This window comes from Candidatus Magnetobacterium casense (assembly GCF_019173545.1).
GTDB lineage: Bacteria > Nitrospirota > Thermodesulfovibrionia > Thermodesulfovibrionales > Magnetobacteriaceae > Magnetobacterium > Magnetobacterium cryptolimnobacter.
On sequence record NZ_JABXWD010000774.1, the window covers coordinates 1 to 1087 of the forward strand.

1 protein-coding gene is annotated in these 1087 nt (G+C 48.8%); it reads right to left on the reverse strand.

Annotated features, from left to right (window positions below; genetic code table 11):
- A partial coding sequence (locus tag HWQ67_RS19420) for a PIG-L deacetylase family protein (protein WP_218254346.1) occupies positions 1–678 on the reverse strand: 678 nt, incomplete at its 3' end.
- Positions 679–1087 lie beyond the last annotated feature (409 nt).

Consider the following 1087-nt stretch of genomic DNA (forward strand, 5'->3'; position numbering starts at 1 on the left):
GAGCGACGTTATAAACTCACAGTAGTCGGTCATCTTCAGTTGTGACTCATAGGCCATTATGGCCGCCCGCTTTGTGGCTATCGTTTGTGTAATGTCTATGAGGGCATTTGGTCTTATTGGCACCGTCACCTCGTAGAATACCACCACGATGCCGTAGAGCCTCTGCAATTGCAGAGCAATTGCGGCCGTGGCCCTGTGGTCGGGGTGCAGCTCTATGGGCGAGGGGCTGTAGATGGTGTCAAACACCGAGGCACCATTGGGAGCGACCACGTCCCTGAGCCTCTTGAGGCAGTCATCGAGGCAGTTGGAGACCTCACGGTCGGGATATCTCAGAAACAGGCAGGGCATGGTTGGTTGCAAGTGTGTACCTGATCGGAGTATGGTCAGCGCCTGTTGGGCCTCCGTCTCCCGAAAGAGTGCATACTGGCTGAAGTGTGGGCCTGCGGGGTTGTTGTAGATGACCTGGGCAGAGAGGGGGTTGCCGGGGTCGGCCTTGTCGCCGCTTGTGATAAAGGCAACGTGTACATGTTTGTCTGCTGCCATGAGCGTCCTTAGCGTGCCACCAACGCCCAGCGTTTCGTCATCGGGATGGGGGGCAAGGACGAGGACGTTTGTGCCGGGAGGAGACACGTGGTAAAAGGGCAAGAGGTCGGGTTCGTTTAGTTGTTGTTGTTTCATACACACAGACTCCCTATAAAGTGGTTTTATATCTCTCATTAAGTTCTTATGGGTAGGAGTATAGCACCTTGCTCAATTATTTTGCCAGAGGGGATGTAGCAGGTCCGTGCAAACCTTAAAGAAGAGGTTTATGTTTTTGCTGTAAAGTATTTAATCATCAAGAGGAATTATATTCCCTATGGCAGTCAGATTTCCAACTGATAAATTTTTGTGCACTCTGTATAATAGCAACACCCATCAACGTAAGGCAACCTCTGTACACAGTTATTAACAACTTATTACATAGGAAAAAATTTCCATGTGCAATAAGATGCCTGTCATCATTACAATATGACATCAGATGTATATTATAGCAGATTTCGATTGGGTTAAATACAAGATATGTGGCATTTTTACGGGGTCAAGGGGA